This is a genomic window from Bacillus sp. EB V-12 (assembly GCF_056158125.1).
In genome coordinates, this window is record NZ_JBUXJL010000014.1 from 19636 (window position 1) to 46358 (window position 26723).

30 protein-coding genes and 1 riboswitch are annotated in these 26723 nt (G+C 34.9%); of the genes, 17 read left to right on the forward strand and 13 right to left on the reverse strand.

Annotated features, from left to right (window positions below; all coding sequences use genetic code 11):
* Positions 1–23 precede the first annotated feature (23 nt).
* The 4 genes from ACZDYH_RS26640 (at position 24) to ACZDYH_RS26655 (ending at position 5164) form a co-directional block, all read left to right on the forward strand.
* A complete protein-coding gene (locus tag ACZDYH_RS26640) occupies positions 24–1460 on the forward strand; it encodes an FAD-binding protein (RefSeq protein WP_474887542.1) in 1437 nt (478 codons plus the stop codon).
* Positions 1457–1990 carry an MFS transporter gene (locus ACZDYH_RS26645; protein WP_065223227.1) on the forward strand — a complete coding sequence of 178 codons (534 nt, stop codon included), beginning with the start codon at positions 1457–1459 and terminating at the stop codon, positions 1988–1990. Before ACZDYH_RS26640 ends, ACZDYH_RS26645 begins: the two co-directional genes overlap by 4 nt.
* Before the next feature lie 78 nt (positions 1991–2068).
* Positions 2069–3787: a DUF3981 domain-containing protein gene (locus ACZDYH_RS26650; protein ID WP_000674048.1), complete on the forward strand. Its 1719-nt coding sequence runs from the start codon at positions 2069–2071 to the stop codon at positions 3785–3787.
* 117 nt (positions 3788–3904) lie between these two features.
* On the forward strand, positions 3905–5164 hold the full coding sequence (locus tag ACZDYH_RS26655) for a multidrug effflux MFS transporter (protein WP_224200803.1): 1260 nt from the start codon (positions 3905–3907) through the stop codon (positions 5162–5164).
* A 33-nt stretch (positions 5165–5197) separates the two neighbouring features.
* On the opposite strand, the gene ACZDYH_RS26660 is transcribed toward ACZDYH_RS26655, so the two are convergent.
* On the reverse strand, positions 5198–5644 hold the full coding sequence (locus ACZDYH_RS26660) for a hypothetical protein (RefSeq protein ID WP_000282860.1): 447 nt from the start codon (positions 5642–5644) through the stop codon (positions 5198–5200).
* Between the two features lie 273 nt (positions 5645–5917).
* On the opposite strand from ACZDYH_RS26660, the gene ACZDYH_RS26665 reads away from it, so the two are divergent.
* Positions 5918–6421: a hypothetical protein gene (locus tag ACZDYH_RS26665; protein WP_000756525.1), complete on the forward strand. Its 504-nt coding sequence runs from the start codon at positions 5918–5920 to the stop codon at positions 6419–6421.
* A 47-nt stretch (positions 6422–6468) separates the two neighbouring features.
* Here ACZDYH_RS26665 and ACZDYH_RS26670 read toward each other — a convergent pair whose 3' ends face one another.
* Positions 6469–6936, reverse strand: coding sequence for a YusW family protein (locus ACZDYH_RS26670; protein ID WP_001221552.1), 468 nt, complete (start codon positions 6934–6936; stop codon positions 6469–6471).
* Between the two features lie 173 nt (positions 6937–7109).
* Here ACZDYH_RS26670 and ACZDYH_RS26675 point away from each other — a divergent pair, with 173 nt between their 5' ends.
* Genes ACZDYH_RS26675 through ACZDYH_RS26685 form a run of 3 tightly spaced genes read left to right on the forward strand, consistent with a single transcriptional unit; the run spans position 7110 to position 8493 of the window.
* On the forward strand, positions 7110–8009 hold the full coding sequence (locus ACZDYH_RS26675; RefSeq protein WP_000544202.1) for a helix-turn-helix transcriptional regulator: 900 nt from the start codon (positions 7110–7112) through the stop codon (positions 8007–8009).
* Between the two features lie 17 nt (positions 8010–8026).
* On the forward strand, positions 8027–8218 hold the full coding sequence (locus tag ACZDYH_RS26680; protein WP_000922547.1) for a hypothetical protein: 192 nt from the start codon (positions 8027–8029) through the stop codon (positions 8216–8218).
* Positions 8215–8493: a hypothetical protein gene (locus ACZDYH_RS26685; RefSeq protein ID WP_140421641.1), complete on the forward strand. Its 279-nt coding sequence runs from the start codon at positions 8215–8217 to the stop codon at positions 8491–8493. Before ACZDYH_RS26680 ends, ACZDYH_RS26685 begins: the two co-directional genes overlap by 4 nt.
* Before the next feature lie 44 nt (positions 8494–8537).
* On the opposite strand, the gene ACZDYH_RS26690 is transcribed toward ACZDYH_RS26685, so the two are convergent.
* The 4 genes from ACZDYH_RS26690 to proC all read right to left on the reverse strand — a co-directional run bounded on the left by ACZDYH_RS26690 (position 8538) and on the right by proC (position 14252).
* Complete coding sequence (locus tag ACZDYH_RS26690) at positions 8538–10178, reverse strand: peptide ABC transporter substrate-binding protein (protein ID WP_088363513.1); 1641 nt, start codon at positions 10176–10178, stop codon at positions 8538–8540.
* Positions 10179–10583: 405 nt separating this feature from the next.
* Complete coding sequence (locus ACZDYH_RS26695; RefSeq protein WP_000726482.1) at positions 10584–12224, reverse strand: peptide ABC transporter substrate-binding protein; 1641 nt, start codon at positions 12222–12224, stop codon at positions 10584–10586.
* A 132-nt stretch (positions 12225–12356) separates the two neighbouring features.
* Positions 12357–12461, reverse strand: a riboswitch (SAM riboswitch).
* Between the two features lie 152 nt (positions 12462–12613).
* A complete protein-coding gene (locus tag ACZDYH_RS26700) occupies positions 12614–13447 on the reverse strand; it encodes an aldo/keto reductase (protein ID WP_000604203.1) in 834 nt (277 codons plus the stop codon).
* A gap of 1 nt (position 13448) precedes the next feature.
* Positions 13449–14252 (reverse strand): pyrroline-5-carboxylate reductase, encoded by an 804-nt coding sequence (proC, locus tag ACZDYH_RS26705; protein ID WP_000956253.1) that lies wholly within the window; start codon positions 14250–14252, stop codon positions 13449–13451.
* A gap of 186 nt (positions 14253–14438) precedes the next feature.
* On the opposite strand from proC, the gene pnuC reads away from it, so the two are divergent.
* Positions 14439–15089, forward strand: coding sequence for a nicotinamide riboside transporter PnuC (gene pnuC, locus ACZDYH_RS26710; RefSeq protein WP_033696507.1), 651 nt, complete (start codon positions 14439–14441; stop codon positions 15087–15089).
* Positions 15090–15156: 67 nt separating this feature from the next.
* Here pnuC and ACZDYH_RS26715 read toward each other — a convergent pair whose 3' ends face one another.
* The 3 genes from ACZDYH_RS26715 to modA form a co-directional block, all read right to left on the reverse strand.
* Positions 15157–16008: a GRP family sugar transporter gene (locus tag ACZDYH_RS26715; RefSeq protein ID WP_000353544.1), complete on the reverse strand. Its 852-nt coding sequence runs from the start codon at positions 16006–16008 to the stop codon at positions 15157–15159.
* Positions 16009–16308: 300 nt separating this feature from the next.
* Positions 16309–16983: a molybdate ABC transporter permease subunit gene (gene modB, locus ACZDYH_RS26720; protein ID WP_098584308.1), complete on the reverse strand. Its 675-nt coding sequence runs from the start codon at positions 16981–16983 to the stop codon at positions 16309–16311.
* 5 nt (positions 16984–16988) lie between these two features.
* On the reverse strand, positions 16989–17795 hold the full coding sequence (gene modA, locus ACZDYH_RS26725; protein WP_033696506.1) for a molybdate ABC transporter substrate-binding protein: 807 nt from the start codon (positions 17793–17795) through the stop codon (positions 16989–16991).
* A gap of 160 nt (positions 17796–17955) precedes the next feature.
* On the opposite strand from modA, the gene ACZDYH_RS26730 reads away from it, so the two are divergent.
* A complete protein-coding gene (locus tag ACZDYH_RS26730) occupies positions 17956–18876 on the forward strand; it encodes a substrate-binding domain-containing protein (RefSeq protein WP_002180310.1) in 921 nt (306 codons plus the stop codon).
* Positions 18877–19094: 218 nt separating this feature from the next.
* On the opposite strand, the gene ACZDYH_RS26735 is transcribed toward ACZDYH_RS26730, so the two are convergent.
* On the reverse strand, positions 19095–19196 hold the full coding sequence (locus tag ACZDYH_RS26735) for a DUF3948 family protein (RefSeq protein WP_001060017.1): 102 nt from the start codon (positions 19194–19196) through the stop codon (positions 19095–19097).
* Between the two features lie 254 nt (positions 19197–19450).
* Positions 19451–20317, reverse strand: coding sequence for a LysR family transcriptional regulator (locus ACZDYH_RS26740; protein ID WP_000423031.1), 867 nt, complete (start codon positions 20315–20317; stop codon positions 19451–19453).
* Positions 20318–20444: 127 nt separating this feature from the next.
* On the opposite strand from ACZDYH_RS26740, the gene ACZDYH_RS26745 reads away from it, so the two are divergent.
* Positions 20445–21413 carry a DMT family transporter gene (locus ACZDYH_RS26745; protein ID WP_002182372.1) on the forward strand — a complete coding sequence of 323 codons (969 nt, stop codon included), beginning with the start codon at positions 20445–20447 and terminating at the stop codon, positions 21411–21413.
* A 21-nt stretch (positions 21414–21434) separates the two neighbouring features.
* The gene (locus ACZDYH_RS26750) at positions 21435–21575 is read left to right on the forward strand and encodes a YrzO family protein (protein ID WP_000894065.1); all 141 of its coding nucleotides are present in this window, start codon (positions 21435–21437) and stop codon (positions 21573–21575) included.
* 60 nt (positions 21576–21635) lie between these two features.
* Here the strand turns inward: ACZDYH_RS26750 and ACZDYH_RS26755 are convergent, their stop codons facing one another.
* The gene (locus ACZDYH_RS26755) at positions 21636–21731 is read right to left on the reverse strand and encodes a DUF3948 family protein (RefSeq protein WP_001060007.1); all 96 of its coding nucleotides are present in this window, start codon (positions 21729–21731) and stop codon (positions 21636–21638) included.
* 337 nt (positions 21732–22068) lie between these two features.
* Between ACZDYH_RS26755 and ACZDYH_RS26760 the strand changes: the two genes are divergently transcribed.
* A complete protein-coding gene (locus ACZDYH_RS26760; protein ID WP_000277782.1) occupies positions 22069–22674 on the forward strand; it encodes a lysophospholipid acyltransferase family protein in 606 nt (201 codons plus the stop codon).
* Between the two features lie 72 nt (positions 22675–22746).
* On the opposite strand, the gene ACZDYH_RS26765 is transcribed toward ACZDYH_RS26760, so the two are convergent.
* On the reverse strand, positions 22747–22842 hold the full coding sequence (locus ACZDYH_RS26765) for a DUF3948 family protein (protein WP_001059999.1): 96 nt from the start codon (positions 22840–22842) through the stop codon (positions 22747–22749).
* A 305-nt stretch (positions 22843–23147) separates the two neighbouring features.
* Here ACZDYH_RS26765 and ACZDYH_RS26770 point away from each other — a divergent pair, with 305 nt between their 5' ends.
* The 4 genes from ACZDYH_RS26770 to ACZDYH_RS26785 all read left to right on the forward strand — a co-directional run bounded on the left by ACZDYH_RS26770 (position 23148) and on the right by ACZDYH_RS26785 (position 26053).
* On the forward strand, positions 23148–24125 hold the full coding sequence (locus ACZDYH_RS26770) for a LacI family DNA-binding transcriptional regulator (RefSeq protein WP_434713319.1): 978 nt from the start codon (positions 23148–23150) through the stop codon (positions 24123–24125).
* Between the two features lie 148 nt (positions 24126–24273).
* Positions 24274–24603 carry a PH domain-containing protein gene (locus tag ACZDYH_RS26775; protein ID WP_001004230.1) on the forward strand — a complete coding sequence of 110 codons (330 nt, stop codon included), beginning with the start codon at positions 24274–24276 and terminating at the stop codon, positions 24601–24603.
* A gap of 118 nt (positions 24604–24721) precedes the next feature.
* Positions 24722–25558: a YitT family protein gene (locus ACZDYH_RS26780; RefSeq protein ID WP_000248038.1), complete on the forward strand. Its 837-nt coding sequence runs from the start codon at positions 24722–24724 to the stop codon at positions 25556–25558.
* Between the two features lie 138 nt (positions 25559–25696).
* Positions 25697–26053: a YxeA family protein gene (locus ACZDYH_RS26785; RefSeq protein ID WP_000728422.1), complete on the forward strand. Its 357-nt coding sequence runs from the start codon at positions 25697–25699 to the stop codon at positions 26051–26053.
* Positions 26054–26723: the final 670 nt, after the last annotated feature.

Sequence of the window (26723 nt, forward strand, 5' to 3'; positions counted from 1 at the left end):
GTTGCTAATAAGGAGAGTGTCCTTTGAAAAAAAGAAAGATAGCAGTGGTCATTGTCGTATATACGGTTTTGCTTGCAACGTCTGTACATACGTATAAAAAACAAATTGATCATCCTATTATGAGTGATGTAGGTAAATTGCTTCCGACGAAAATAAAACGTGTTGAAAGTGCTACGGAAGAGCACCCGTTAATAAAATTAGTGCGAGATGCAAAAGTTTCAGGAGAGAAAATTTCCATTGCAGGCATGCAACATAGCCAAGGAGGACAGACATATTATCCGAATGGCACGATGCTCGATATGAAAGGATATAATAAAATATTAGAATTTGATCCAGAGAAGAAGCGGATTACAGTTCAAAGTGGTGTCACCTGGAATGATATTCAGAAGAAAATAAATCCTTATGGCCTTGCGGTACAGGTCATGCAGTCTCAAAATATTTTTACTGTTGGCGGTTCATTAAGTGTAAATGTACACGGGCGTGATATTCGTCATGAGGCACTGATTGATACAGTAGATTCATTTAGATTGTTAATGGCAGATGGCACGGTACGTAATGTAAGTAGAGAAGAAAATGCAGAGTTATTTCCATATGTCATTGGGGGTTACGGTTTATTTGGAGTTATTTTAGATATGACGCTGAAGTTAACAGAAGATGAATTATATGAAATGCACACGAGAATGATAGATTATAAAGAATACGCATCTTATTTCAAAGAGAAAGTGAAAAGAGATGAGAATGTTCGTATGCACTTAGCACGTATTTCTGTTGCTCCAAATTCATTTTTAAAAGAGATGTATGTGACGGATTATACTTTGGCACAAAATCAAAATATGAGAGAAGAGTACAGTGAATTAAAGGAAGAAAATATTATAGCTGCACCGAAATTTTTACTTGGGTTATCACGTTATAGTGATTGGGGAAAGAATACATTTTGGGATATACAAAGAGGTTATTTTGAACGTACAGATGGAAAGTATGAGACGCGTAATAATGTTATGAGATCAGATAGTGCTTTTATGGAATATGAAAATCCAAATAGGACCGAAGTGTTACAAGAATACTTTGTGCCTATAGATGCTTTCACAGAGTATATAGATGATTTACGTAACGTATTAAATGAAGAAGAGTTTAATTTACTCAACATTACGATTCGTTACGTGGAAAAGAATGAAAATGCAGTTTTGTCCTATGCGAAAGATGATATGTTTGCGCTGGTTCTTTTGATTAACCAGGGACGCTCAGAGAGTGAGATAAAGAGAACAGAGGATGTCATTCGGAAGATGATTGATGTTACTTTAAAGCATAACGGTAGTTACTATTTGCCGTACTATTCTTATCCAACGAAAGAGCAGTTAAAGAGGGCATATCCTCGTATTGAAGAATTTCTCAAGAAAAAGAAGGAAGTAGATTCAGAAGAGCGATTTGTTAATTTATTTTATAGGGAGTATACGAAATGACATATAGAAGATTTGTGGCTTCGCAAAGTATTATCATGATGGCAGGAAGTATGGTATTTCCTTTTTATATATTATTACTTCGAAACGTTGGAAATAGCTTCTCGCAATTTGGCTGGGCGTATGGCTTATTTGCTTTAACATCAGCGCTTGTATATCCACTAGTGGGAAAGGTATCTGATCAAGTAGGTGATAAAAAATTATTAATCATATACGCTTGGTCCATGGCAATCTTAATGCTTTGCTTTCCGATTGCCACGGAAGTATGGCATGTGTATATTCTTCAAATTGTAATGGGAGTTTTAGGTGCTGTGCAGCGTAATACTGAGAAGACTTCATTAGCACGAAAGGTTGCGCAGGAAAAGGCTGGTTATGAGATTGGAAAATACCATGTGTGGACATCCATTGGCGGAGCAGTAGCGGTTATTGCCACGGGATATTTAGTAGATTTCTTTACGATTGGTACAATTTTTTATATTGCATCTATTCTATATGTAGTGAGCGGGATTGTATTAGGTAGTAAAAAAATATAACTATTCCTATTTTCACCTTAATACCCTTTATTTGTTATACTAAAAGGGAATACAAAAGAAAAGGGGACAGTGCCTTTGATGAAATTTGTAGTTTTAGCTATTCTTACTTTGTTTTTGATTCCATGGACAAGAAGTAGTAGTAAGCTTCGAGCAGTGGATAAGAAGGGAGATAAGAAGGTTGTAAAGGGTAAGAAATCATCTATTTTAGTTATTCCTGTTTTATTTTGGATAGGTATTGCAATCTATGAATACTTTTGGCTAATTGATGATCGAGTAGACTCGATTCTTACTCATTATTCTGTTGCAGTAGCAATTTTAATTGGGCTTGTTTTATTTTCACAAGATCAAATAGGGAAATTAGAAGGCACATTAAAAGGACTTCTAATGTTTATTTTACTCGCAAGTTACGGCTACTTTGGTTATTTGCATGATATAGTAATCTCGCAAAAGAAATATGATTCTGTTGTTAAGGTAGAGAAAGATATTTCAGAGCCATTTACTGAAAATGACCAGCCGTTTACAGTGCCGCCAAAGACAGCGGAGAATAAGATGAAAAAAGTATTTGGTGATATTCCAAAAGTAGCTTATTTTGAGCTAGGAGAATTAACGCCACAAATGGTAAACGGCGAGGCTTTATATGTAGCGCCGATTGAAGTTTCAGGATTTTTTAAAGCGCGTAAAGCTGAGACAATTCCAGGGTACGTAACGATGTCAGGTACGAATCCTGATGCGGAAGCGAAACTGCACCTCGGTTATAAAATGAAATATGTGCCAAGCATGTTTTTTGGTAATAATTTAGAGCGTGTGGTAAGGCAAGCAGAACCAAATTTAATCTTTAAAGGAAAACCTAAATTTGAGGTTGATGATAAAGGAAAACCATATTATACAATGACGTATGGTGAATTTATTTCAGGAAGATCTGGATTTGAGGTAGAAGGTGTTGTCGTAGTAGATGCACAAACAGGTGAAGTGAAAAGATATGATAAAGGAAAGGCACCTAAATTTGTTGATGGTGTATTAAATCATGAGACTGCATCTACGTTAAATACGTACTTTGGTAAATATATTCACGGATTTTGGAATACGAAATTCTCACAAACAGATATGAAAATTCCGACTGAGTGGGGAACGAAAGAAGGCGTGACCCCGATCTTTGGTAAAGATGGAACATTGTATTATTTTACAGACTTTACTTCTCCAAAAGAAGGAGTAGATTCAGCCCTAGGCTATTCATTAGTAGATGCACGCACAGGCAAGCTATATTACTATAATGGAAAAGAAGTAAAGGGGATTATGGATGGTTCAGCAGCTACAGAAGTAGTAGATAATTCCTTTAAGAGAGAGAAATGGCATGGGACAATGCCTGTCATTTATAACGTATACGGTAAACCAGCTTGGATTATTCCGGTTGTTGATGACGGAGGCCTAGTACGTGCACATACAGTTGTATATGCTGCTAATGCAAAAATATTTGCGACAGGTTCTTCGCAGAAAGAAGCGCTTGAGAATTATAAAAACGTAATGAGCGGTAATGGTGATACATTTAGACCAACCTCAACAGGAAAAGAAGCGCAAAAAGAAGGTATTGTACAACGTGTATATAAAGAGAAATCAGGTGAAAATACAATCGTGTACGTACTTTTAGAGAATGAACAAAAGGTATTTATGATACCGGTGAAGAAATTCCCATATGCTATGTTTACAGAAGTAGGAGACCCAATTCAAATTACATATTTAGATACGGGAGAGACGATGGCCTCAGTATCTAAATTTACGAATAGCAATGTAAAAAAGTAAAGCGATAGAATTTCTATCGCTTTTTTTACATTATGAAAGAGGAAAATGCACTGTACTTGACGTATGTTTATGATGTAACTATAATTGTTACGATTCAGTTTGTATAGGAAAGGGTGAATTGAAAAAGTGAATGAAGTTAATCACGAAATATATAAACCTGTAAAGGCAAACAGGTTATGGATGATTCTTGTATTAGGAACACTTACGGCGATTGGACCATTATCTATTGATATGTATTTGCCTTCATTACCGAAGTTAACGGATGATTTGCAAACAGGTGCATCCCTCGCGCAGCTTACATTAACAGCTTGTTTGCTTGGGCTGTCAGTAGGACAATTATTTGTTGGCTCAATTAGTGATATTTACGGAAGACGCAAACCTCTTATTATTGCTCTTATTATTTATGTTGCTTCTTCTTTACTTTGTGCTGTTGCGCCATCTATTTGGACATTAGTGTTATTGCGCTTCCTACAAGGAGCTTCAGGATCAGCCGGGATTGTTATATCACGTGCGATGGTACGTGATATGTATTCAGGTTCTGAAATGACGAAGTTTTTCTCACTGCTTATGTTAGTAAACGGAGCAGCACCTATTTTGGCACCGATTATTGGGGGGCAATTATTACAGTTTACAACGTGGCGCGGTGTTTTCATCGTTCTTGGAGCAATTAGTGTATTCATGTTAATCTCAGCTACTTTTGTATTGCGTGAAACATTACCTCCTGAAGAAAGAGAAACGGGTGGTTTGTCAGGGACTTTGGCGACGTACGGAAAATTGTTAAAGGACCGTCTGTTTATGGGATATGCATTGTCACAAGGATTAGTAACAGCGGCAATGTTTGCATACATTTCGGGCTCACCATTTGTGTTGCAGAACATATACGGAGCATCACCACAGCAATTTAGTTTATTCTTTGCGATTAACGGCATCGGTATTATTATTGCTAGTCAGGTAACGGGTCGTTTAGCGGGGAAAGTGAATGAGAAGACATTATTTGTTGCTGGTATTATTATCGCAGCTGTTGGTGGCCTATCTTTACTACTGACAATCGTACTAGGAATAGGTTTAATCGGTGTTTTATGTTCGTTATTCCTTGTCGTATCAAGTGTCGGGGTTGTATCAACAACTGGGTTTTCATTAGCGATGAGAAATCAGAAACAAGCTGCAGGAACAGCATCAGCTTTATTAGGCTTATTACAGTTCATTTCAGGAGCTCTTGTTGCGCCGCTAGTAGGTATCGGTGGAAGTAATACAGCATTACCGATGGGGGTTGTTATTGCGCTTTGTGAAGTAGGAGCAGTGTTATGTTATCTATTTATGGCCAGAAGAAGTGAGAAGCAGTTTGAACTGCAGCAAAAACAAAATTTAGAGGCTTAACAAAAAAGAACTGATTCAAAGGGAATGTTTGAATCAGTTCTTTTTTTCATTTCTTTGAAATACCTCATACATATTATTCATGATCGTATCATATAAAACAGCAAGTTTATCCCACACCCAGCGATTACTATCGACTTCTTTTTCCCCACAGTCGATAATATCGGTATGGTCAGTAATTTTATACGCTTTTTTAACGATAATAGGAGCAATCTTCGGTATACGTGGGATTTCCTTTAAGGTATCTGCAAAGTTTCCAATGTAGACATGACCGATGATTTCGATTGTTAATGATTTATCCGATATATTTAGCACGGTATGAAATTGATTTGTATGTTGTTGTTTTAAATATTGAGCTAACTTAAATGGAGCATGCTTCTTCTTTAATACGCGGCGAAGGCTCTCTGTATTTTCGATATGAAGTGATTTTTCGCGAATAAGGACACGAATATCTTCTCCCATAAAAGGTATTGTGTTGTACATAGATGATTCTCCTTAAAACCTTACATATGTTTGCGTTATGCATATGTAAGTCTAGCATGGTTTGTTCTTTATGTGTGCTTACAGTTTTGTAAGGTGAGTAGTAAAGCAGTGCAAAAGTTATTTGTATAAAGTGACGATACTGTGACAAACATGTTGGTATATATATTACGATGTCGTCTTAAGTGTAAAAAGTAGGATGTTCTCGGTATAATAACAAGTGGAGATAAAAGAAACTATAATGAGTAGTAGCTGTAGATAAAAGGAGAAGAAGAGATGAAGAAGGTTTTGGGTATTGCTGTAATGGGAAGTATGATCCTTCTAGCAGGATGTAATGGAAATAAGGATACGAAAGAACCGAAAGAAAAGGTAGAGCAATCTACAGAACAAACAGAAGAAATGAAAGAATACCTTGCAGTACATGAAAAATACGATTTGAAAATGAATAAAGAAATTAATAACGCACTGCAGTTATTTGAAGTGGCAAAAGAAAAGGGCGGTAAGGAAATAACGACTGCTACATATAAAGAAGATGTGCAAAAGGTAACAACGAGCATGTTAGAAGATATTGATCATATACGAAAAGAAATTCGTGTTCCGAAGTCGAAAGAGCAAGAACATGAGGTATATGTCGGTTTCTTGAATGAATCGGAACAAGCAATGAAAAAATTACAGAAGTTAGCTAAAGAAGAAGATTCATCGTTGATTCGTGATATAGAAATTAATTTTGCAACAGCATCGACATACTATAAACGTTTTCAAGCAGAAACGAAAAAATAACCTTGCCTATGCAAGGTTATTTTTTCTTCTTACTACCGCCTACTTCTTTATTTTATTTCTCTTTTATATTCTTTTTTCGTTCCATCAGAGAAGACAACTTCTAAATCGAATTTTTGATAGTCTTTATCAAGTTTGAACACGTTCACTACTTGATCGATTACTTCTTGATCAGGAGTATCTTTATCAAATTTTAATTCTTGTAGAAGTGGGCTTAATTTTGTGATAGCCTCGTCTCCTGTTAATTTTACATCTGCTTTATGATCTTCAATTTTTGCTTCCATTTTCTTGTCAGCTGCTACATTTTTATAGTCTGCTTCGTAGTCTTTCTTTGTATCTTGGTAGTCTGCCTTTAAATCGAATTCATTGAAGTTTAGTTTTAAATCTGCAGGAGCCTCATTTTTTGCTTCTTCAGTCGTCTTTTTATTAGAAGTTGTGTCTTCTTTGGCAGGAGCTTTACATCCTGTTAATGCAGGTACTAGCATAAGAGCTAATAAAACTGATAGTAGAATTCTCATTATAAATTCCTCCTTATGTAAATTCGTTCTATACAAGTTTTTCCCAAAAACATGTAATTATGTATGTGTTGAAAATAAATTATTATCCTGCAGTCACAAGGGCTAATCCGCAATTTAAATCAAAAACGATTTGTATGTATATGGTAAATTGAAGTTGTGAGGGAGGGGCTAAAATGCATGAAGAATATAAAGAGATAATAAAAAAATCAATTGAATATATAGAGAATCACTTACATGAGGAGCTTACAACAGAAAGAGTGGCATCTCACAGTGCAGTATCGATGTACCATTTTCATCGCATCTTTCAAAGATATGTTGGGATGAGTGTAACAGATTATATTCGAAAGAGAAGGTTAACTCATGCTGCGCAAGTTTTAGTGTCAACGGAGAGAGCTGTTATTGATATTGCAGTGCAATACGGTTTTTCCTCACAAGAGGCATTTACGAGAGCTTTTAAAAGAATGTTTCAATTGCCACCAAAGAAATATCGAAAGTACTTTCAGTCATTTTATATAGAAAGAGAGGGTGTTTCAATGCAAAAAGGTATACCGAAAGGATGGATCTTAAGTGGAAGTCATCCTGCTGAATATGAGATGGGTTTAGATTATGAAGTTGTCCATCAAGGAAAAGTATCTGCATACATAAAAGCAAAAGAGAATGTTACGCATGGAGGATTTTCAACATTAATGCAAATGTTCCGAGCGGATAAATATGTAGGGAAGAGATTACGTTTTACAGCATTTATTAAGAGTGAAAATGTAAGAGATTGGGCAGGATTGTGGATGCGAGTAGATGGAAAAGATACAGAACCGCTCGCTATGGATAATATGCAAAATCGCCCCATTAAAAATACGAATAACTGGCAATCGTACTCGGTTGTATTAGATATAAAAGAAGAAGCACTTGGTATTGCATTTGGTGTTTTATTATCAGGAGAAGGTTGTGTGTGGCTAGATAGTATTCGATTTGATGAAGTAGATGAAAAAATCCCTTCAACAGATTTGGCAGAGAACTTTTATGAAACACTTTTAGAAGATCCGGTGAATCTACAGTTTGAAGAAGTAGAAAAATAAAAACAAGGAGAAAAGATATGCTCAAATATGTAAAACTAATAAGTATTAGTTTAGTAATATCGTCTTGTATTATGGGAATTAATTATTTAGTTAGCTATCTTTGGTCAGGGCATATACCTTCTTTGACGTGGAGAACATATTTGATGTTTGTGTTTATATTTATGATGAGTTTTGGTTCGATGCAAAAAGAAGGAAAAGAGGATTATTGACAATAGTCTTTTCCGCCTTTCTTTCATTAACACAAATGGTTGTAACTGTGCCACATGAAATGCTTTCTAAAACATATCAAACAATCAGTGAATTATTTCCTGCAACATATGCAGCGAATGGCTATTATACAATAATATTTGGAGGAGTTAGTTTAGAGAGAAATATTATTTCATTATTAGTTATTGTATTGGTTACACAATCAGTAGCAGTGATGACTTTAGCTATAAAAGGAATGGTAAAGGGAAGAAGAAGCTCTGTAGTTAAAGAAGTATAAAATAAAAAGGTATCCTCGGTGGGATACCTTTTTATTAGCACTTATTATTTTGTAACTTCTGTCCACTTGTAGTTAAACTCACCACCGAAGTCAGTTGTTACAAGTCCTTTAATGAAAGAGCGTTGTAAGTAAGAACGGCCTTGTTGGTATAAAGGAGCGACAGCGCCGTCTTGTAATAGAATTTTTTCAGCTTGCTTCATTGCTTCAAAGCGTGCTTTTTCATCGCCAGCTAAATCTGTTTTCACTTTATGAATTAGCTCATCGTACTCTTTGTTAGAGTATTTATCGAAGTTATAAGCACTATCTGTTGTAAATAAATCTAAGAATGTAATTGGATCAGCGAAGTCAGGGCCCCAGCCGTCAATACCAATTTCATAGTCACCACTTAATAGTAGTTTTAGCTGTTGTTTACGTGGTTGTGGTTTTAAATTCACTGTTAATCCATCTAGGTTCTTTTCTAATTCACCTTTTAAATATTCACCAGTCTTTTTAGCTAAAGCATTGTCACTTGTTAATAGTTCGATTGTTACTTTGTCAGTACCAAGTTCTTGTTTTGCTTTTTTCCAGTTTTCTTTCGCTGTTTTCACATCATCCTTGACTAGATTTCCATTTTCTTTACGGAAGTCATTGCCTTCTGGGCTCTTTGCAAATTTCGCAGGAACCATTCCTTCAGCTGGAACAGCGCCGTTATTTAAGATTGTTTCTACGTAAGCTTTTTTATTCATTGCGCCGTTAATAGCAAGGCGTGCATGTTGATTTTTTAATGTTTCATTTTTCTGATTTAATCGTAAGAATTGAATACCGACTTCAGCGCGTTCTTTGAAGTTTGGATCGCTCTTATATTTATCAACAAACTCTGCAGTTAAAGCAACACGATCAATTTGTCCTGAATCATATAAGTTCACTTCTGTAGACTTATCTTTAACGACATTGAAGTTGATTTCTTCTAATTTTACAGTTTTAGCATCCCAATAGTTAGGATTTTTCTTCAATTGGAAGCTTTGTTCATGTTTCCAGTTATCTAATGTGAAAGCACCGTTATAAATTAAATGATTTGTTTCTAAACCATATTTATCGCCTTGAGACTTTAAGTACTCTTCATTAATTGGTAAGAATGTTGAGAATGTAGTTAAGCTTAAGAAGTAGGGAACAGGACGGTCTAGTTGTACTTCTAACGTTTTATCATCAACAGCTTTGACCCCTAGTTGATCAATTGGCAATTGTTTTTGGCTTATTTGTTTCGCATTCTTTATATCGAAGAATAAGAATGCGTATTCAGCTGCTGTATCAGGATTTACGGCACGTTGCCAAGCGAAGGCAAAGTCCTTTGCTGTAACAGGAGTACCGTTTGACCATTTTGAATCACGGAGATGGAATGTATATTTTGTTTTATCGGGACTAATGTCAACCGACTCAGCGACACCAGGAACCGGTTTATTATCTTCTCCCATTGCATATAGCCCTTCAAAAACATTACGCATTACGTTCATGGATTCCCCATCCGTTGCTTTTGCAACATCCATTGTTGGAATTTCTGAAGCGAATGATAAGTTAATTGCCTGTTTATCAGGTGCTTTATCGTTTGCTTTCGCTCCGCTTGCATTATCTTTATTTCCCCCGCAAGCAGTTAGTAATAGACTTGCCCCCAAAACAGATGCAACAACAGGTACAACTTTTTTCTTCATTGTTCGTTCCTCCCTAAATGTGTTGTTCGTAACGTCATAATGTCCGTGTCTTGAAGTAGCTATAGAAGGAGATAAAACCTATTATAAATATTTGTTTATAGGTAATCAGGTGTTCTATATGTATATACATGTTGAACTGTAATCTATCGTTATATGTTTCAACGTAGTAGACATTATATTTTGATGGTGAAATATTTTGTTTCTTTGATTATTTAGAATATTAACGCTGAAAAGAACTATATGTCAATAATAAAAATAGATTGTTAATTTCTCAGAATAATATATTAAAAAAGCAGATTCTCATGTGTGAGAGAACCTATTTTTAATATATTTTGCTAAAAAAACAATTGGTGTGGGCTAATAATAAGTGGGGATGAAGAAACCCCCACTTATTAAAGTTTCACTTTATTTTTCAATTTTTGCCCACTTGAAGTTTAATTGACCTGCAAAGTCTACTTGCACAATTCCTTTCACATAAGAACGTTCTAAATAAGATTCGCCTTTTTGGTAAAGAGGAGCGATAACAGAGTCTTTAAATAATATTTTCTCGGATGCTAGTAATGCTTCCCAGCGAGCTTTTTCATCACCAGCTAAAGTTGTTTTCACTTTTGCTATTGTTTCATCGAATTCCTTATTAGAGTAATGATCTAAGTTATAAGGGTTATTCGTTGTAAATAGCTCAAGGAATGTAATTGGATCCGCAAAGTCAGGGCTCCAGCCATCAATTCCGATTTCGTAGTCACCTTTTAATAAAAGCGAAACTTGTTGCTTACGCGGCTGAGGTTTTATATTTACTGTTAATCCATCTAGATTCTTTTCTAGTTGTCCTTTTAAGAATTCACCAGTTTTCTTATCAAGGTCAGCATCACTCGTTAATAATTCTAATGTTATCTTTTCAGAACCAAGCTCTTGTTTAGCTTTTTTCCATAACTCTTGTGCAGATTTTGTATCAACTTTTGTTAAATCGCCGTTTGCAGTACGGAAGTCTTTTCCTTCAGGTCCTTTTGCAAAGTTTTTTGGAACGAGACCAAATGTTGGTGTAGAGCCATCATTTAATAACGTATTTACAAAGGATTTTCTATCAATTGTTTGATCAATTGCTTGGCGTGCAGAAACGTTTTGAAGTACTTTGTTTTGTTGATTCATACGTAAAAATTGTACGCCTACGTTTGGACGTTCTTTAAAGTTAGCATCCTTTTTATATTTATCGACGAAGTCAGATGTTAGTTTTATACGATCTAATTGTTTTGACTCGAATAAATTTACTTCTGTTGATTTTTCTTTTACGACATTAAAATTGATTTCTTCTAGTTTGACAGTATCTTTATCCCAATAGGTAGGGTTCTTCTTAAATTTAAAGCTTTGTTCGTGCTTCCAATCGCTTAGTGTAAAAGCTCCATTGTACAAGATTGTATTATCTTCTAAAGCGTACTTATCACCTTGTACTTTAAAGAATTCCTCATTAATTGGTAGAAATGTTGGGAACGCTGTTAAGCTAATAAAATAAGGAACAGGACGCTCTAATTCTACCTCAAACGTATGGTCATCAACTGCTTTTACACCAAGTTGGTCGGCTGGAAGTTCTTTGTTGTTAATTTTTGTTGCGTTTTTAATATCAAAGAATAAAAATGCATATTCAGAGGCTGTTGCTGGATCTACGGCACGTTGCCAAGCGAACACAAAATCTTTAGCTGTAACAGGAGTGCCGTTTGACCATTTTGAATCTCGCAAATGGAATGTGTATTTCGTTTTATCGCCACTTACTTCATGAGATTTTGCAACACCAGGAACAGGTTTGTTACCTTCACCAAGATTATACAAACCTTCAAATACGTTTCTCATTACTTGACCAGAATCAGTATCTGTAGCACGAGCCGTATCCATTGTTCGTATTTCAGTAGGTGAAGATAAGTTTAAAACCTGTTTACTAGGTGCCTCGTCTTTTGCATTTGCTCCGCTTGCTTCGTTTTTATAACTACCGCAACCAGTTAATAAAATACTTACTCCTACAACTGATGCAATACCGGGTACAAACTTCTTTTTCATTTGATTTTCCTCCTAAATAATTAAGTTTGGATGATGATGAGGGAAATGAAAAATAAAAAATCCCTCTTTTCATATTGAGAAAGAGGGATTTTTACGTACAAGTTATGCACCCGTATATAAACGAAGTCCCTCATTCTATCTTTCAAGCATAAAGCTTGCAGGAAGTGGCACAGTATTCAAAATGAACCTGTTGCCGAGGTTTCAAAGGGCCAGTCCCTCCACCTCTCTTGATACAATGAGTAAACGAATAAATTTTATTAATTTTTGTGTTTCTTTGATAATTCAAAATCTTACACCTTGAATAATGAAGTGTCAACTAAATGAAATATAGTTTAAATTTTCAGTTTTCTTAAATGAAAAAACCACTGCATATGGCAGTGGTTTTTCTACTAGAAGTTAAAGTTATCTGGATCTGGACCAACGCGACGATCTTCATTTAAAGCTTGAATTGCTTTCATATCATCAGCACTTAATTCAAAGTCGAAGATGTTTGCATTTTCAATAATGCGATGTTCTTTAATTGATTTGGGAATTGTTACAACTTCGTTTTGTAAATCCCAACGTAAAATAATTTGCGCAGTTGATTTATTATATTTTGTCGCAATTTCTTGTAACGTTGGATTATCTAGTAGTTGTCCTTGCATTAATGGTGACCAAGCTTCAAGCTGGATATTATGTTCTTTACAGAATGCATGTAACTCTTCTTGTGCTAAACGTGGGTGGTATTCCACTTGGTTGACCATTGGCTTAATTTCAGCAATTTCAAATACGTCTTGTAAGTGGTGAATGTGGAAATTACTCACACCGATAGCGCGAACACGGCCATCTTTATAAAGTGTTTCTAATGCTTTCCATGATTCAGTATATTTCCCTTTTACAGGCCAATGTACTAAATATAAATCTAAATATTCTAGACCTAATTTCTCTAATGTAGTTTCAAATGCTTGAAGCGTTGTTTCATATCCTTGATCGCTATTCCATACTTTTGAGGTAATAAATAATTCTTCACGTGAAACACCGGATTCACGAATCGCTTGCCCAACGCCTTCTTCATTTTGATAGATTGCTGCAGTATCGATGCTGCGGTAGCCATTTTTAATTGCTGCTTTTACAGAATCAATTACTTCTGAACCATCTTCTACTTTAAAAACACCTAAACCAAACCAAGGCATTTTTACACCGTTATGTAATGTTGTATAGTCTTTTAAACTTGTTAAAATCATATTATTTCCCCCTAGCTTTTTTGTTTGTTGCTTCTACTGCTTTTTGAATTGCCTCTGAAAAATTATATTCGTATAAAGTTTTGAGACCCTCAGCTGTGGAACCACCTGGCGTTGTTACTTGTTCGCGAAGGTTAGCTGGATTTTGCGTTTGTTCAAGCATAGAAGCAGAGCCAGAAATCATTTGAATCACAAGATGTTTTGCGGTTTCTTCATCAACTCCATAACTTTTTGTTGCTTCAATTAAGCTTTCAGCAAAGTAATAAAGGAAGGCTGGTGCACTTCCAGTAACTGCAGTAAGCTGATGAACTTCTTCCTCAGTACAAAGTTGCGAAGTACCAATACCTTTTAAAAGTAGTTGCAGGGTTTCTTGATGTATCTCGTTTACTGATTGTCCCATTGTATATAAGGAGATAGACTTTCCAATTTCAGCAGCTGTATTAGGCATAATCCAAGCAACAGGCGTGCCTTTTGGGAGTCTAGCTTCTAAATAAGATGGTCCAATGCCAGCTGCTACTGTTACGACTAGTTGATTTGATATTAACGGAGATAGCTCAGCTAATAACTCTTCATGAGCCGAAGGTGGCATTGCTAAAACAACCGTATCAACAGATGTAACATGCTGTTTCCAATCTGTTGTAGTAGACACATTATATCGATGTTGTAACTGTTTTAGCTTTTCTATGTTGCTTCGGTTAGAGACGATAATTTCTTCGATGTACTCTTTGCTTGTTTTAAGTAATCCGGAAAATATAGCTTCTGCCATACGACCGGCACCAATAAATAAAATTCGATGTTTAGTTAGCATATCCTTTATTCCTTTCTAGTAGAGATATGTTATAAAAACGATATCATCTTTAAGAGAATTTTGTAAAAAGAAAAGACTTACCGTAGATGGAATGGATAATGAGAAGGAGGAGATTCATGGTAAAGGAAAGGGCTATTCCTTATACTGGTGATAGGGAATTTATTACACATCTGGGGAGAGATAAATATGGTTAGAAGTCCACTTTTTTTACTTGTTTCTAGTATTATTTGTGTATTAGTTGGATTGTATATTCAATCGAGTTATATTGAAATTTTCGCATCAATTATGGGGATCATTAATGTTTGGTTATTAGCGAGAGAAAAAGTATCCAACTTTTTATTTGGCATGATTACTGTTGCGGTATTTCTATACATTTTTATTACACAAGGTTTATATGCAATGGCAGTATTAGCCGCTTTTCAATTTATATTTAATGTATATGGTTGGTATTATTGGATTGCACGAAGTGGGGAGGGAGAGGTAAAAGCAACAGTTCGTTTAGATTTGAAAGGATGGACTTTTTATATAAGTTTTATTTTAGTTGCTTGGATTGGTTGGGGTTATTATCAAGTCCGTTATTTAGAGTCAACAAGTCCATATTTAGACGCTTTAAATGCCGTATTGGGACTAGTGGCTCAATTTATGTTAAGTCGAAAAATATTAGAAAACTGGCATTTATGGATTTTATATAACATAGTTAGCATTGTAATTTATATTTCTACTGGTTTATACGTCATGCTAATATTAGCTATTATTAATCTCTTTATATGTGTAGCTGGTTTGCTAGAGTGGAAGAGCAATTATAAGGGGCAAGAACATACAAATAATTATATCTAGAAAATAATTAGAATTAAAAAACCCCTGAAGTACATATGCTTCAGGGGTTTACTAATAGAATATAAGATTATGCTTTTGTCATACCAAGTAATACAGCGCCGCCGATAATTAAAACACTACCTAGTGCAATAAAGATCAATTGACGTTTTGTTTTCTTTTCACCTAAGAATACAATCGCACCGAATGTTGAGATAACGATTCCAGTTTGAGATAATGGGAAGCTTGTTGCTACTCCAACACGTGGTAATGAAAGAAGTAAGAATAAGTTTCCAGTTCCCCATAGTAAACCAGACAAAGCATTACGGATTGCATATTTGTTAAATGGTTTATGTTTAGACGTCAGTACAACCGCACCAACAAACATACCAACTGCTTGTGGTAAAATAGCAGACCAACCATCGATATTATACCAACGAATAATAATTACATATACAAGATAGCCGAAAGTAGAAACAATTAAAGTAAGAAGTCCTTTTTTCAATTGTCCAGGTGGCTGAGCATTTTCTTTATCATCTAATGATGTGAATACAACACCAACTACGATTAATAGGATTGCAATCGTTCCCAGAATGATCGTTGTAGTAGTAGTCCACTCACGGAAAGCGATAACCCCAAAGATAGAAGTTGCAACAAGTTGCATACCAGTAGAAATCGTTACAGTAGTTGAAACACCTAGTTTTTCAACTGTTTTTAATTGGTTTACTTGTCCTAAAGCCCAGAATAAACCTGAAATAAAACCAACAATTAAGATTGTCATTGTTAAAGCTGGTTGAGTAAATACATACATAATTGTTGCGAAGAATAGAGCACCGATTGTCATACCTACCGTTTGGCTATATGCACCACCGCCCATTTTTACGCTTACTAATAAGATGTTTCCCCATGCAATTGCAGGAAGAAGCGCTAATAAAATGTCCATTACAAGACTCCCTTCGGTTTGCTATACCAATATAGTTACATATCGTTCTAACGATCGGTAATGCCCCACTAATAGAGTAGAAGATTACCGATCGCTAAAACAGGATGAAGAATTCACGATATAAATGCGTTTTCATTTCTTCATTTTTTGAAACACCTCCATATAATAACAGGAAATTGCCTATTTTAGAAAGTGAATTCAAATAAAATGTATATTTTAATAAGAGGTAAAATTCAGTTATTTCCCGGTGGTATATTTTATTTCCTAAGAAATAAAGAAGCAGCTTCGAAAAAAGCTGCTTTAAGAGTTAGTAATTCTTTTATTAATAAGTTGAATACATAGTAGAAATACGAGTGACATACTGATAGTAATAACTACAAGTGTCCATGCGAGTTGCATATTACTTGCATCAATAGCCATGTAAATTGCAGTTGGGATTGTCTGTGTTTTACCAGGAATGTTCCCGGCAAACATAAGTGTAGCGCCAAATTCACCGAGCGCGCGGACAAAGCTCAAAATCATCCCGCTTAGTAAGGCAGGAAATGCGAGCGGAAGTGTAACGTGCAGAAAAACTTGATATTCACTTGCGCCAAGGTCACGAGCACTTTCTTCAATTTGTACATTTGCGATAGAAAATCCGGTTTTCGCTGATTGGTACATAAGCGGAAATGCAACAACTGTAGAAGCAATGATCGCAGCAGTAGATGTGAACATAATAGACTGCTGAAATAATGATTCAACCCACTTTCCGATCGGGCTGTTGTTTCCAAAGATGATAATGAGAAAGAAGCCGATAACAGTTGGTGGAAGTACCATTGGTAATAAAAATATGGTTTCTAATAGTACTTTATATCGCCATGAGGAGCGAGCTAGTGCTCGCCCGACAATTGTCCCTAAAATTGTAACGAGAATAGTGGCGCATGCAGCTACTCTTAAAGATAGAAAGACAGGCGATAAAATAGCATCAATGCTCATAGTAATTACGACAGGACTGTAAATCCATATTTTTTAAAGATAGATTGTGCATCTTTTGACTGCAAATACTCATAAAATGAAGTCGCCTCTTTCTTATGTTTAGATTCCTTTATAACACCTAAAGGATAGTGGATTGGCTCATGAGAAGTAGCTGCTGCTGTCTCACCAATCTTTACTTTATCCGAAATGAGAGCATCTGTTTTGTATACGATACCAGCATCGATATTCCCTGTTTCTACATATGTTAACACTTGGCGAACATCTTTTGTAAATATGACTTTATTTTGAACATCATTCCAAAGGTTTTCGTGTGTTAGAGAAGCCTTTGCATATTTGCCAGCAGGTACAGATTCAGGTGTACCAAGTGCAATTTTTTTGATTTTCTCATCTTTTAAATCTTGAAATTTTGTAAGAGAACTATCTTTAGGGATGACTAGAACTAGTTCATTTCCAAGAAGATTTTTCCCTTCTTTTTCATTAATGAATCCTTTTTTTACAAGGGTTTGGAATTTATCTTCTGCTGCTGAGAAGAATAAATCAGCAGGTGCACCTTGTTCAATTTGTTGTTGAAGTGCTCCAGAAGCACCGAAGTTAAAAGAAAGTTTGATATTTGGCTCTTTTTCTTTATATTGTTTTTCGATTTCTTTTAATGCATCTTGTAAGCTTGCAGCAGCTGAGATAGTCAGTTCAACTGTTTTATCCTCTTTAGCAGCTGACTTTGTATGCTTTTCCCCACTTGTACAAGCAGCGCTAAATATAAGAAGGAAAGAAAGTATAAGTGCCCCGATGGAACGTAATATAAATTTATTCATAAAAAAATCCCCTTTCATTTTGACACATCTAATTATAACTAAATATAACTAAATATAACTAGTTATAATTGAATATAATTTGAACATAAGTCTATTTTTAAAAAATAGGAGAAATATTCTTTTCTTTGTTACAATGAAAGGAGAAAGTGAGGAATCGTCTATGGATCATCATTCCTACACAACGGAAGAAGTAGCAAAGCGATTAAAAGTATCAAAATTAACTGTATACGACTTAATTAAAAAAGGAGAACTTCCTTCTTATAGAGTTGGTAGACAGATGCGCATTGATGCAGCAGATTTAGATCAATATATAAAGCAAATGAAAACAGGGAAAGTACAAGTTAATCCTGTAAAAAACGATGGTAGTAGTATCTTGAACACGTGTATTATTAGTGGTCAAGAACTAACGTTAGATATGTTAGCTAAACGTATAGAAAATCGTTTGCCAAGTTCTAATGTTTTAAGAGCGTATCAAGGTAGCTTAACGAGTTTAGTGAAAATGTATCAAGGAGAAGGAAGTATCGTTAGTTTGCATTTGTTTGATGGTGAAACGGGTACATATAATATTCCTTACGTAAAACGTATTTTAGTAGGACAGCCATGTCTTATGATTAATTTATTGTCCAGAAATGTAGGGTTTTATGTTCAAAAAGGAAATCCGAAGAAAATAAAGACATGGGCTGACATATCCGGGTCCACTATAAAGTTTGTGAATCGAGAAAAGGGTTCTGGTATTAGAGTGTTAGTGGATGAACAATTACGAATCCGAAAATTAAATAAAGCTGATATTAGTGGATATGAATGGGAAGAATCGAATCATCTTGGTGTTGCCACGCAAGTTGCAAATGGAAAAGCTGATGTAGGAGTAGGTTCAGAAAAGTTTTCGCAAATTGTAAATGTGGACTTTATTCCAATCATGAAAGAACAGTATGATTTAGTAATTTTGAAGAATAAAGAAAATGAAGAGCTGATTGAAGTTGTGAAAGACATTCTGCAATCGGAAGAATTTCATAATGAATTAAATGCGATTGGCGGATATGATATTACGAAAACAGGTCAAATTGTATATGAAATAAAGTGAAACTTTAATCAGTGTGGGGGTTCTTCGTCCCCCACTGATTATTAGCCTTCACCAATCGGACTTTTATGGGCAGCCCGACCCCCACCTAACTTCTTTGCTTTCGCTGAATTTTGAGGAGGGGGTCTTACTGCCCATTAAAGCGGGACAAACTAAAAAGCTGCTTGTCTATAAGACGAGCAGCTTTTTCTATATATAAAGGGGTTTGGGGAAACAAAGTGTTAAATAAGACCTTGAGCAAGTGTATAAATGAAAGCCGTAAGAAGAGTAGCTCCACTTGCAAGTCCGATAAAGTCTGATTTGTTGAAAGTAATGTTGTTCATTATAATCTCTCCTTATTTGTTTAATGTAGTTGCAACAGCTTTTGCATCGACAAGTGCGGATAGCACCATGCCCATTGTATTTAAAAATTTATTTGATTTCATATTGTTCATCATGCGTATCCGCTCCTTTTCGAATAGTTGTTGCCCTGCTTATGTCTTAATTATAGGGAATATGGATACTTCCAACTATCGAATTAGCTTACGAAAGACTTACACTTTTGTAAGAAAAAAAGACATTCATGTAAGAATGTCTTTCACAGCATATTGATATGATGATGGTCTTCAATTGTTTTTAAAAAACTACGCATTGAATTCGTCATATAGCTATCTTTACGGCGTATGAAAACCGTTGAAATACTGCCGTATTTTTCAGGGATTGCATGACAATGTACCTTACCTGCTTTAGAAAGATGATGGACAGCAGACTGTGGTACGAGTGTAATTCCGAGACCGAGTGCAACACTGTTTAATATTGTCTCTAATATATTGAATTCCATAATTCTTTTTGGTAGCAAACCTTCGTCTTTAAGCCAACGTTCTAGTTTGGAGCGGTATCCACATCCTTGGTTAAAAACGAGTAGAGGCGTTGTTGTAAATTCTTCTATATGAAAGGCTTTATTTTGTGTTATAAGCATTAATTTCTCTGTACTAACATCGTATTGTTCGATTAGTGGATGTTTAATAGGACCTGATATAAAGGCGCCATCTAATTGATGATCAAGTACTTCTCTAATTAATTCTTCTGTTAGACCCGCTTGTAATGATAAATCGACATTCGGATAGCTTTTATAGTAAGAAGATAAAATGGTAGGCAGTGTACTTACTGTTTCGACTGTACCGATTTTTAATATACCAGAAGGTGTTTCGCTATCTAAAAATACTTGTTTTAGTTCGTCGACATCTTGCAAAATTTTACTAACATAAACGAGCATTTTTCTTCCTTCAGCTGTTAAAGTCATTCCTCGTTTATGGCGGTAAAAGAGTGGGGTTTTTAATTCGTTTTCTAGTTGTTTAATACGTGCAGTTACATTTGATTGTACATAATTTAATTCCTTTGCTGCGCTACTTACACTACCCTGATCGGCAACGCTTTTAAAGATTTGTAAGTCTCTTAATTCCATTTTGTAATCCCCCTTGATGTTAACTATCATTATAAATGATAGTTAACATCATTTTGAATCATTTTACGTGATATATTTTTTCTTTTACAATTCTCTTTGTGCAAATAGAAAGAAACGGGGGATTGCGGTGAGAAGAGGTCAAATGATAATAGGGGCTTTGGCGTGTTTAATTGCGAGTATGTCATGGGGAGCGATGTTTCCAGTTGCTGATCATGCGCTAGAATACATAGATCCATTTTATTTTTCGCTTATTCGCTATGGAGCAGTGGCGATAATGCTGATTGTATTGTTGTTAGTGAAAGAAGGAAAACAGGCATTTTGTTTAGAGGGAAGAGGAAAGTTACTCGTCTTTTTTGGAACGATGGCATTTACAGTATATAATGTCCTCATATTTTTAGGGCAAATGTTAATGGGTAAGTCGGGTGTAATGGTAGCTTCCATTATGGAAGCACTTATGCCGATGATTTCTATTTGTATTTTATGGGGATATAAGCATATAAAACCGAAGAAGTATATGATAACGAGTATGGTTATTGCTTTTGTAGGAGCTGTGTTTGTTATTACAAAAGGTGACATGAGTTTCTTTGTAACATTGAAAGATAATATGTTCCCATTAGCATTTATATTTATTGGTGTTGTAGGGTGGGTTATTTATACGATGGGTGGTCAAACTTGTAGTGATTGGTCAACATTACGTTATTCTACGTTGACGTGTGTATTCGGTACGACTGTTACAGGAATTATAACGGTAATTATTACGTCGCTTGGATATATTTCAGTTCCGAGTATGGGAACGATTTCTATTGTGAAATATGATTTGTTATTCATGATGACATTGCCAGGTATTGTAGCGCTACTTGCTTGGAACTATGGTGTGAAAATTTTATCATCCATTAATGGGATTTTATTTATTAATTTTGTACCAATTACGACTTTAGCTATTATGATGATGCAAGGGTATCAAATCACAATGTTTGATATTATAGGGACTGTACTTGTTATTGCAGCGCTTATTCGCAATAACGTTTGCCAGAGAAAAGAAGAAAATATAAATAAGAGAGTTTTACAAGAAGAACAATTACGTCAAGCTGTTTAATAGGCAAATGGAGGATTTCACATGTTAGAAAGTTTATTGTTTTTCTTCGCCGTCGGAGTTGCCTGTGAGCTTGCAGCAATTAATCGAAATGGTCGTAAAAAGATAAAACAACAAGCTGAGCTGATACAGCTTTTAAAAGAATTGAAAGAAAGAAAAAATTAAAAAGACGACCGGGCATAGACGGTCGTCTTTTTCTATATAAAGGGGAAAGGGGACACAAAGTTATACAAGCGTAGCAGCGTAAATGAAAGCAGTAAGAAGAAGAGAGCCGCTAGCTAATCCTAAAAAATCTAATTTGTTAAAAGTAATGTTATTCATAATACATTCTCCTTACTTGTTTAATGCAGAAGCAACAGCTTTTGCATCGAAAAGAGCCGATAATACCATGCCCATTGTATTTAAGAAATTGTTCGTTTTCATTTTGTTCATCATATTGATCCACTCCTTTTCGAATAATTGTTGCCCTGTTTCTGACTTAATTGTATGAAATATAGTAAGAAGTAACTATCGAATTAGCTTACAAGAAAATTACACTTTTGTAAGAATTGAAATTTAACAATTCATCCTTAATTTTATTACCAACTCCTAAAACTTAGTGTTATAATTATTATAAGAATATGATTATACTTCGGATGTTTAGAAAGGAACGAAATAAATGTATAAACCAATTACATTTTTGTTGAAATATATATTTAAAACAGCTGGGAAAGTAGAAGTACAAGGAAGAGAAAAGCTACCAGAAGGTGGACCCTATGTTGTTGCATGTACACATACAAGTTTTATGGATGTATTAATGTTAGCTACAGGGATGTATCCAACTCAAATTCATTACATGGCCAAAAAAGAATTATTTGAAGGGAAATTCAAAAATTGGTTCTTTAAAAATGTAAATGCATTCCCTGTAGATCGTGCGAATCCAGGACCAAGTACACTTAAAATTCCATCACGTTTATTAAAAGAAGGAAAGGTAGTAGGGATTTTTCCGAGTGGAACAAGATCAGCGGAAGATGTTTCATTAAAAGCGGGTGCTGTGACAATTGCGATGCGTTCCAATGTTCCGTTAGTACCAGCAGCTTATGTTGGTCCATCAAGTGTAAAAGAATTAATAAAGGGGAAAAGGGCACAATTGATTTTTGGAGATCCAATTCAAATTGAGGCTGGAGAACAAATAGATCGAAAAACCGCTATGAAAATGATGACGGATCAATTAAATGAGAAGTTTGAGGAGTTAAAAGAAGCTTTGCAATCAAATCAAAAATAAGAAAAGACGACCGGGCATAGACGGTCGTCTTTTCTATTACTATTTATAATAAAGGGGAAAGGGGACACAAAGTTATACAAGCGTAGCGGCGTAAATAAAAGCAGTAAGAAGAATCGAGCCACTAGCTAGTCCTAAAAAATCTAATTTGTTAAAAGTGATGTTATTCATAATACATTCTCCTTACTTGTTTAATGTAGAAGCAACAGCTTTTGCGTCGATAAGAGCGGAAAATACCATGCCCATTGTATGTAAGAAATTGTTCGTTTTTATTTTGTTCATCATATTAATCCGCTCCTTTTCGAATAGTTGTTACCTTGTTTCTGACTTAATTGTATGAAATGTTGCGGAAAGTCACTATCGAATTAGCTTACAGAAAAATTACACTTTTGTAAGAGAAACGAATGAAGGTGTAATGATAAGAAGATTTGACATATGTTCATGGGATTCATTAAGTTAAAGATAGAGGTGAGTGTATGACTAATATTAAAGATATCGCAAAGATGGCGGGAGTTTCAGTTACGACTGTTTCGAGAGTGTTGAATGATCACCCATATGTAAGTGAAGAAAAAAGAAAAGCGGTTATAGAGATAGTTGAGAAATTGAATTACTCGCAAAACGCAAATGCTGTTCATTTATCAAAAGGGAAGACGAATATTGTTGGTGTAATTCTACCTTACATTAATCACCCGAGCTTTGATGCAATGGTAGGGGGAATGATGGAGGGAGCGTTAACTCATAATTACAGGGTGCTACTTTGCCAAACGAATTATAATAAAAAAGAAGAAATGAAAAGTTTACATATGTTAAAAACAAAACAATTGGATGGTCTTATTATTTGTTCACGTGCAAATGATTGGGAAACGATAGAACCGTATGCTTCTTACGGCGCAATAATTGCTTGTGAAGACAATGATATTTCAAACATCTCAAGTGTATATACGAATCATTCAGCGGCCTTTCAATTAGGAATGGATTATTTGATTGAGAAAGGTTATAAAAAAATTGGTTATTGTACGGGAAGAAAATTAGGGCCGAGTAGTCAAAAGCGTTTTGATGTTTATAAACAGCAATTGCAATCTATAGACGAAGAGGTTAATGAAGAATGGATTTTTACAGAATGTTTTACACTAGAAGATGGTGTGAAAGTGGCTCATAAGTTAAAAGAGATGCAGGATCTTCCTGAAGCATTAATAGTAGCAGGCGATGAAGTTGCGATTGGGGTTATGACAGAGGTTGAAAAATTAGGGATTCAAGTTCCTGAGGATTTAGCGATTATTGGCTTTGATAATCAACCTATCTCGCAAGTGTTACAATTGACAACTATTGATCAAAATTTAAAGGAGATAGGGAAAACTGCTTTTGAAATGTTGCATAGAAAAGTGAATGAAGAGAGTTCTGAACAAGAAAAGCTGGAAATTCCATACGAACTTGTGGAACGCTCTACAGTTTAATTTTAACCCGTTATGTGTATAATCGCATAACGGATTATTTTTTTGAAATACCTTTGACAGGAAACGCGTTTCATACTTTATAAAGGAGTTAAACCGGTTTGTAACAATCCATGGATTCTTTTCAAGAATAGTATTTGGAGGGATATGCATGAATGAACTTTTATTAAGTGTGAACAAGTATATAGAGGATAACGAAAAAATGTTAGCCTTTGTAGTAGGGATCTTTGAGAAGGATAATTTTATGTTATGTTACCAACATGGAATTTTTGTTGCCACTACTAGACGTCTCCTTTTTTACGGGAAATTTCCGTACTATCCTTCAACATTTAAAGAGTACCCATATTTGCATATAGATAGCATAGATTTTCATTCGTACTTTGAGTTTACTTATAATCATGAAACGGTTAGAGCTAAGCATATTCAGAAAGGGAATGTGGAGCGATTTGTCCATGTAGTTAGAGCAAATATGAATAATTAATCAACCCTCTGTTTAAACATAATATTTCAATTTTTAAGAGGGAAAATGCGGAATAAAAACCACTTCTAAACCTCTAGGAGATAGTGATACAATGTCAAATGGGGGGAGGGTATGAACTATGGTTAATCAACGTATAAAGGAAATAACACTAATTACAATTGGTTCATTATTATTCGCAATTGGTATTAATTACTTTGCAATTCCAAACCGTTTATCGGAAGGTGGAATTATTGGTTTAACGGTTGTTACGTACTACTTATTTGATTGGTCACCAGGGATTGTGAATTTTGCTATAAATGCAATTTTACTAGCTATTGGTTATAAATTTTTTGATAAGAAAACAATGATTTATACAATTTTAGGGATTGTAGAAACATCTTTGTTTTTATACGTTACAGAACATATTGAGTATCATGTAAATAGTGATACATTATTAGCAGCTTTATTTGCTGGTTTATTTGTGGGTATTGGATTAGGCTGTATGTTCAAAGCCGGAGGTACATCGGGAGGATCAGCAATCTTAGCTCAGTTAGCAAATCAATATTTAGGTTGGAGTGTAGGTAAAGGTGTACTAATTATTGATATTGTTGTAATTGCTGGTTCTGTATTTATAATAGGGCAAGAAAAGGCAATGTATACACTTGTAGCTGTGTTCATTGGAGCGAAGGTGATTGATTTCATTGTAGAAGGAATGGACACAAAAACGGCTGTTACGATTATTTCGAATCAACCAGACTTAATTCGTGAAGCTATTACGAAAAATATGACACGCGGTGTTACTGTATTAGAAGGGCGCGGCGGATATACTGGTAAAAATAAAGAAGTTTTATATGTTGTTATTAATAAACAAGAGCTTGTTAAGTTAAAACAAGTTATTAGTCGGGTAGATGAAGATTCTTTCGTTGTTATACATGATGTACGTGATGTACTTGGCGGTGGCTTTAAAGCAAGCTAAAAGGTGAACGAGCAAATTCGTTCACCTTTTTTAATTCTTACAAAAATGTAAGTGTAATGTAATGAGATTCAATAGTAGATTTTATTCCCCCTTTTTAAAATGGATGTATATATATCCTGCAGAGGAGGAATGTTTATTATGAAGAAAAAAATGATCACTACTATAATAGCGATGATAGTGATAGTAGTAATGTTACTGCCTACGAAACTTGGACCGGTTATCGATAAATATAATCCATTTTATAAGACGAAAGAATACTATACGGTTGTGAATACAATTGGTCAGCATATTGGTGATGAGTGGTATGAATATGAATTTATTGCATTCGATGAACGTGGTAGAGAGCAGAAAATAAAGAAAACGGTTAAGCATATGTTAAAGAGAGATGAAGCATTAAAGGTTTTTGCAAAAGGACGTTACGGTGAATCGATTGAAGAGATTGAGGTTGCAAATATTCCTATAAATGCGAAGAGCAAACTTTTAACGATGAGATAGTAAAATATACCCCCAGCTATTTTTTGTCGAAAATAAAAATACTGGGTAAGGGTATTTTTAAGATTAACAAAAAAGCCTTAGTCCATATAGACTAAGGCTTTTTTATTATATAAAGAGGAAGGGGGTACATTGTAGTAGCATGGGTGAAAGGTATAAGAAGAGTAGCTACTAGCAATGTAATTTGGTTATGTGAGTGTTCTTCTTATTTGGCTTACTTCCTAACTTTATTGTACGAAATATAAGTAAGGGGAACTATCGAATTACATTACACATAACTTACAAACATGTAAGCCTTCTGTAATGTAATTCGATAGTTAAAAGATAGTAATTTTCATATAGTGTAACTAGAAAGTCTCAATGTATTACTTTCTGTTTGTAATGAAGAATGAAAAACCAACTAATTTTTAATAATCCTCATCTGAATAAAGATGGGGATCCTTTTTTAAACCTTACAACATTGTAAGGTTTACGTAAGTTAATTCGATAGTAAATTTGTCATATTTTTTGCATAATAGATACAGATAGAAAAATAATTAGGGATCTAGTAAGAAGGGAGAAGAATGGGATGCGTAAAGAAGAAGTAGTGAAGTTACCAATTAAAGATTTCTGTAGCTACTTTACTGTTGCCGTAGTGTGTATTGGATTATTTGATATCATAACAAACTTAATT